This is a genomic window from Pseudoflavonifractor sp. An44, assembly GCF_002161675.1.
GTDB classification, from domain to species: domain Bacteria; phylum Bacillota; class Clostridia; order Oscillospirales; family Oscillospiraceae; genus Enterenecus; species Enterenecus faecium.
Window position 1 is genome coordinate 1 of sequence record NZ_NFIH01000043.1, and the last position, 5,737, is coordinate 5,737.

Consider the following 5,737-nt stretch of genomic DNA (forward strand, 5'->3'; position numbering starts at 1 on the left):
CGATAAGTATGTGGAGACTCACTGGCAGGAGCTGTTGGACGCTCTGACGGGGGCTCAGGCAATCATGGCTGATCAGACTCTTTCCGAGGATGACCAGGCCAAGGTAGACGAAGCCGCCGACGCCCTGCTGAACGCCATTCTGGCCCAGCGCTTCAAGGCGGACAAGTCCATCCTGGAGGACCTGATCGGCAAGGCCCAGGGCATGGACCTTACCGGCTACACCGCCCAGTCCGTGGCCGCCTTCCGCACCGCTCTGGCCAACGCCCAGGCTGTCATGGCCAACGAGTCTCTCTCTGAGGACGATCAGACCACTGTGGACGCCGCTGTGGCTGCTTTGAGCGACGCCATGAACGGCCTCACCGCCGGTGGCGCTCCTGAGACCACCGACAAGCCCCAGGCCACCCAGAAGCCGGAGAGCGTGCCCCAGACCGGGGACCATGCCCAGCTGGGTCTGGTGTTCAGCGTCCTGGTGCTGTCCGCCGCCGGACTGGCTGCTGTGGTGACGATGCGCCGCCGTCGCAGCTAATTGCCAACCAAGTAAAAAAGTACGGTCAGATTCGTCTGGCCGTACTTTTTTCATGGATATGGGAAGCATACGATTGTTTTTCTCTGGTGCGGGCTTGCCAGCCCAGGGGACGCGCTCCCCGCTGGGGGTCCATTTTGAGTGGCCAAAATGGACGAAAAGCCACAAAAGGGGCCCGCCCCTTTTGAAACCCCAATGGTTTTATGTTGTTTTGTGCGGTGGGGCCGTAGTCGGCCCTGGTCCCGGTGGGGTCACATAGATGGCACATAACCTCTCAGGGGTCTACCTACTCCGCTGGCAGATCTCCCTTCCATCGCCAGGGCCTCAAGTCTGGGTGGTGTGGGGCCGATTCCCGGCCGCCATCGGCCGGGTGGACCAGAAAGGGCCGAAATCTGGAGAAACGTGCACTCTCCCAGCAGGAATGGAGAAAAACAGAGCGTTGTTCTTTCTTGGTATGGCATTGGCTTTCGGCCCGGCCTGAGAACCATCGCAGGTCCAGCCTCGTACCCCTGGGAGGTCCTTAGGGGGGAACGCCCTAAGCGATTCTTTCCCCGATTTCTCATCGGGGAGAAATCGGGCCCAGCGGAGCGCGTCTCCCCCAGCCCTGACGGGCTGCACCTTTGGGAAGGAAGCAGCACAGCAGGGTTGCGTTTTTCCTAGAAGTATGCTATGATATTGAAAATGGAAAAATCTCCGCTGAACGCGGACAAACGAGGTAATTTTTGTATGAGTTGCGAGTGTAAATTTGTGGCACCGAAATTGGAGGACCGCCAGTGGGCGGCCCCCCTGTTCCAGAAAACCGGCAGCATGGGCTGTCAGTACAACTTCAACAGCATGTATCTGTGGAGTGGCGCCTATCCCCAGCAGTATTGCCGGGTGGGCGACCGGGTGGTGGTGCGCCTGCTGGGCGGCCTGGGTGAGAGCTTCCTCTTCCCCCCTGGGACAGGCCCTCTGGCCCCTGCCCTGGAGGTGATGGAGGACAACGCCAAAGCCCTGGGGGTGCCCCTGGTGATGGTGTGCGTCACCCCCGACCAGAAAGAGCAGCTGGAGGCGGAGTTCCCCGGCCGCTTCACCTTTGAGGAGGACCGGGACAGCTTCGACTACCTGTATGACGTGAACAAGATGGCGGACCTGCCCGGCAAGAAGCTGCACCAGAAGCGCAACCACATCCGCCGCTTTGACGACAACAACCCGGACTGGATGTTCCACCCCATCACCAAGGACAACATGCACCTGTGTCTGGAGATGGAGAAGGAGTGGGCCAACCTCAAGGACGCCAATGAGGACAAGAGCCTCAGCGCCGAGACGGTGGCCATCATCGAGGCCCTGTACCAGATGGACGCCCTGGAGATGGAGGGCGGGGTCATCACCGCCGGAGGCCGTCCCGTGGCCTTCTCCCTGGGCAGCCTCACCACCCCGGAGTGCTTCAACGTCCACTTTGAAAAGGCCTTTGCCGACATCCAGGGCTCCTACCCCACCATCGCCCGGGAGATGGCCCGGATGGTGCGGGAGCGCCACCCAGAGGTGAAGTGGCTCAACCGGGAGGACGACATGGGCCTGGAGGGGCTGCGGAAGGCCAAGCTGTCCTATTACCCCGAGATTCTCCTGGAGAAGTACACCGTGCGGGAGCAGAGTCATGGCTGAGTGCAGACACGCCCGGCCCCAGGAGCGGGAACAGACCCACCAGCTGTGGCGCACCGTGTTCGGGGACGAGCCCCAGGCCCAAGAGGCCTTCTATGACCTGTGCGCCCCCCAGGGGCCCCTGGTGCTGGTGGAGGAGGGACAGGTGGAGAGCATGCTGGTGCTCACCCCCGTGTCCCTGGCCTGTCCCGCAGCCGCCCCCTGCCAGGGCACCTATCTGTACGCCCTGGCCACCAACCCCCACAGCCGGGGCAAGGGGTACGCCGCCCAACTCATGGACGCCGCCGCCCAGTGGACGGCCGACCAGGGGATGGACTTTGTGTGCACCGTCCCCGCCGCCCCCTCTCTGTTTCAGTTTTTCGGCAAAAACGGCTTTGAGCCCGCCTTTTACCACCTGCGCACTCCCCTCCCCGCCCCCCAGGAGGGGCCGTGGCAGGAGCTGACTCCCCAGGAGTATGTGGCCCTGCGGGAGGAGCTGCTGGGCGGCATCCCCCACATTGTCCACACCCCCGGCCAGGCCGCCTTTGAAGGCCAGCTCCACGGCGCCCTCTACCGCCTGGACCTGACCCACGGCCCGGGCTGCGCCGTGGTGGAGGACTGGGGGAAGTTCCACATTGTCAAGGAACTGCTCTGCCTGCCCGGAGACGAGGAGGAGGGTGGCCGCCGGGTCGCCCACCTGTGCCACGGCCCGGGCGAGCTGCGCACCCCCGCCGGCCGGGCGGAAGGGGCCCCCTTTGGGGCCATCCGGTGGCTCACCGAGCCCCCCGCCCTCTGGCAGCAGACCCGCCGGGGCTACCTGGGACTGGCCCTGGACTGAGGGTTGTGCAGGAAACTTGCATAAAAATGAATATGCATTCATATCTATCCGGTCATTTTGGATAAAATACAGGAATATTCCGGTTTCCTCTTGCATTATATTCATTTCGGCGATATAATCATGGCAATCACTTCCCCCGGATGGGGCAGCTAAGACATGAAATGGATTTGAGGAGACGGATGAATATGAAAGTTTGGAAAAAGATTGCAGCCATGGCCATGGCCATTGGCATGGTGGCCTCTCTGGCCGCCTGCGGCAACACCAGCAGCAAGCAGGAGGGCGACGACAACGGCCTGAAGACGGCGGAGAGCGGCAAGCTCATCATGTCCACCAACGCCCAGTTCCCCCCCTATGAGATGACCACCGACGACGGCGGCTTCGAGGGCATTGACGTGGAGGTGGCCCAGGCCATCGCCGAGAAGCTGGGCCTGGAGCTGGTGGTGGATGACATGGGCTTTGATGCCGCCCTCACCGCCGTCCAGACCGGCCAGAGCGATATGGCTATGGCTGGTATCACCGTCAACGACGACCGTCTGAAGGTCATGGACTTCTCCGACAGCTATGCCACCGGCGTGCAGGTGGTCATCGTCAAGGAGGGCTCCTCCATTCAGACCGTGGACGACCTGGCTAACGCCAAGATGATCGGCACCCAGAAGGGTACCACCGGATACATTTACTGCTCTGCCCCTGTGGAAGAGGACGGCTACGGTGAGGACCATGTCACCGGCTATGACAGCGGCGCTCTGGCTGTCATGGCTCTGATGAACGACCAGGTGGACGCCGTGGTCATCGACAACGAGCCCGCCAAGGCCTTTGTGGAGGCCAATGAGGGTCTGAAGATTCTGGACACCGAGTTCGCCGTGGAGGACTACGCCATCGGCGTGGACAAGGGCAACACCCAGCTGCTGGATGCCATCAACGGCGCGCTGAAGGAGCTCATTGCCGACGGCACCGTTCAGTCCATCGTGGACAAGTACATCACTGCGGAGTAAGAACGAGAGAAATTGAAGAAGGGCGGCCCCCTGTGCCGCCCTTCTTTCCTTCTTGAGGAAAGGAGCAGGTTTTATGTTATATAGGCTGATTGACTGGCTCAATGAGCTGGGACCACGTTTTTACACAGCCTTTCTCGAAGCAGACCGCTGGAAGCTTTATTTGCAGGGCCTGGGCCGCACCCTGGAGATGACCTTGGTGGCCCTGGTCATGGGCGTCATCCTGGGCGTAGTGGTGGCCGTGATACGAGCTGCCCACGACCAACAGCGGGCCGGACGGCGGAAAAATCCCCTGCTGGCCATTTTAAACTTCATTTGTAAGATCTACACCACCGTCATCCGGGGCACCCCCATGATGGTGCAGCTGCTCATCTGGACCTTTGTCATCTTCCCCAGCATCCGGGACAAGATTCTGGTGGGTATCATCGGCCTGGGCATCAACTCCGGCGCCTATGTGGCGGAGATCGTCCGGGGCGGCCTGATGAGCGTGGACGGAGGCCAGATGGAGGCCGGCCGTTCTCTGGGCCTGGGCTATCTGGATACCATGCGTTTTATCGTGGTTCCCCAGGCATTTAAGAACATTCTGCCCTCTCTGGGCAACGAGCTGATTACCTTGTTCAAGGACACCTCCCTGGTCCAGGCCATCGGAGGCATGGAGCTGGTGTACTATGCCAGCACTATCGGAGGCCGTACCTTCGACTACATGCCCCCCTACATCGGCATTGCCGTGATGTATCTGTGTATTGTGGTGGTGCTCACCTGGCTCCAGGGTAAACTGGAAAGGAGGCTGCGTCAAAGTGATCGACGTTAAAAACTTATCCAAGTCCTTTGGCAACCACCTGGTGCTGGACAATTTGAACCAGCATATCTATCCCGGTGAAAAAGTGGTGGTACTGGGCCCCTCCGGCTCGGGCAAGTCCACCTTCCTGCGCTGCCTGAACCTGTTGGAGACCCCTTCCGCCGGCACCATCACCTTTGACGGCACCGACATCACCGACCCCAAGTGCGACATCGACCAGGTGCGGCAGCACATGGGCATGGTGTTCCAGCACTTCAACCTGTTCCCCAACATGACCATCCGCAAGAACATCACCCTGGCTCCGGTGCGCACCCGTCGCATGAGCCAGCAGGAGGCGGACGACACCGCCACCCAGCTTTTGCGCCGAGTGGGTCTGGAGGAGAAGGCGGACGCCTACCCCAACCAGCTCTCTGGCGGACAGAAGCAGCGGATTGCCATCGTGCGGGCCCTGGCCATGCGGCCCAAGGTGATGCTCTTTGACGAGCCCACCTCCGCTTTGGACCCTGAGATGGTGGGCGAGGTGCTGGACGTGATGAAGCAGCTGGCCGACGACGGCATGACCATGGTGGTGGTCACCCACGAGATGGGCTTTGCCCGGGAGGTGGGCAGCCGGGTGCTGTTCATGGACGGCGGACACATCCTGGAGGAGAACAAGCCCCAGGAGTTCTTTGCCAACCCCAAGCATCCCCGCACCATCGAGTTTTTGTCCAAAGTTCTGTGATTTTTGCTTCCTCCTCTGCCTTGGCGGGGGAGGAAGTTTTTCTATGTGACCTTTTTCAGGCTTGCCAGCCAGAGGATACGCTCCGCTGGGCCCGATTTCTCCTCGATGAGAAATCGGGGAAAGAATCGCCAAAGGCGGGGCCTTCCCCCGCCTTGTGGAATCCACCCCGCGGTACTGGGTGGAAGGTGCATCGTTCTCGGTTCGGCCCTTAGTCTGGTAGGGTCACATAGATGGCGTTGCATTCTAT

General features: G+C 61.0%; 6 protein-coding genes. All 6 read left to right on the plus strand.

Going from position 1 to position 5,737, the window contains the following annotated elements:
- The coding region (locus B5F98_RS12430; protein ID WP_087373276.1) for an LPXTG cell wall anchor domain-containing protein at positions 1-526 on the plus strand (526 nt) is incomplete at its 5' end.
- Between the two features lie 723 nt (positions 527-1,249).
- The gene (locus B5F98_RS12435) at positions 1,250-2,167 is read left to right on the plus strand and encodes a phosphatidylglycerol lysyltransferase domain-containing protein (protein WP_158099862.1); all 918 of its coding nucleotides are present in this window, start codon (positions 1,250-1,252) and stop codon (positions 2,165-2,167) included.
- On the plus strand, positions 2,160-2,981 hold the full coding sequence (locus B5F98_RS12440; RefSeq protein ID WP_087373282.1) for a GNAT family N-acetyltransferase: 822 nt from the start codon (positions 2,160-2,162) through the stop codon (positions 2,979-2,981). Before B5F98_RS12435 ends, B5F98_RS12440 begins: the two co-directional genes overlap by 8 nt.
- Before the next feature lie 185 nt (positions 2,982-3,166).
- Entirely contained in the window at positions 3,167-3,973 is an 807-nt protein-coding gene (locus B5F98_RS12445) for a transporter substrate-binding domain-containing protein (RefSeq protein ID WP_087373286.1), read from the plus strand.
- 73 nt (positions 3,974-4,046) lie between these two features.
- Positions 4,047-4,781, plus strand: coding sequence for an amino acid ABC transporter permease (locus B5F98_RS12450; RefSeq protein WP_087232928.1), 735 nt, complete (start codon positions 4,047-4,049; stop codon positions 4,779-4,781).
- Positions 4,768-5,490: an amino acid ABC transporter ATP-binding protein gene (locus B5F98_RS12455; protein WP_087373289.1), complete on the plus strand. Its 723-nt coding sequence runs from the start codon at positions 4,768-4,770 to the stop codon at positions 5,488-5,490. Before B5F98_RS12450 ends, B5F98_RS12455 begins: the two co-directional genes overlap by 14 nt.
- Positions 5,491-5,737: the final 247 nt, after the last annotated feature.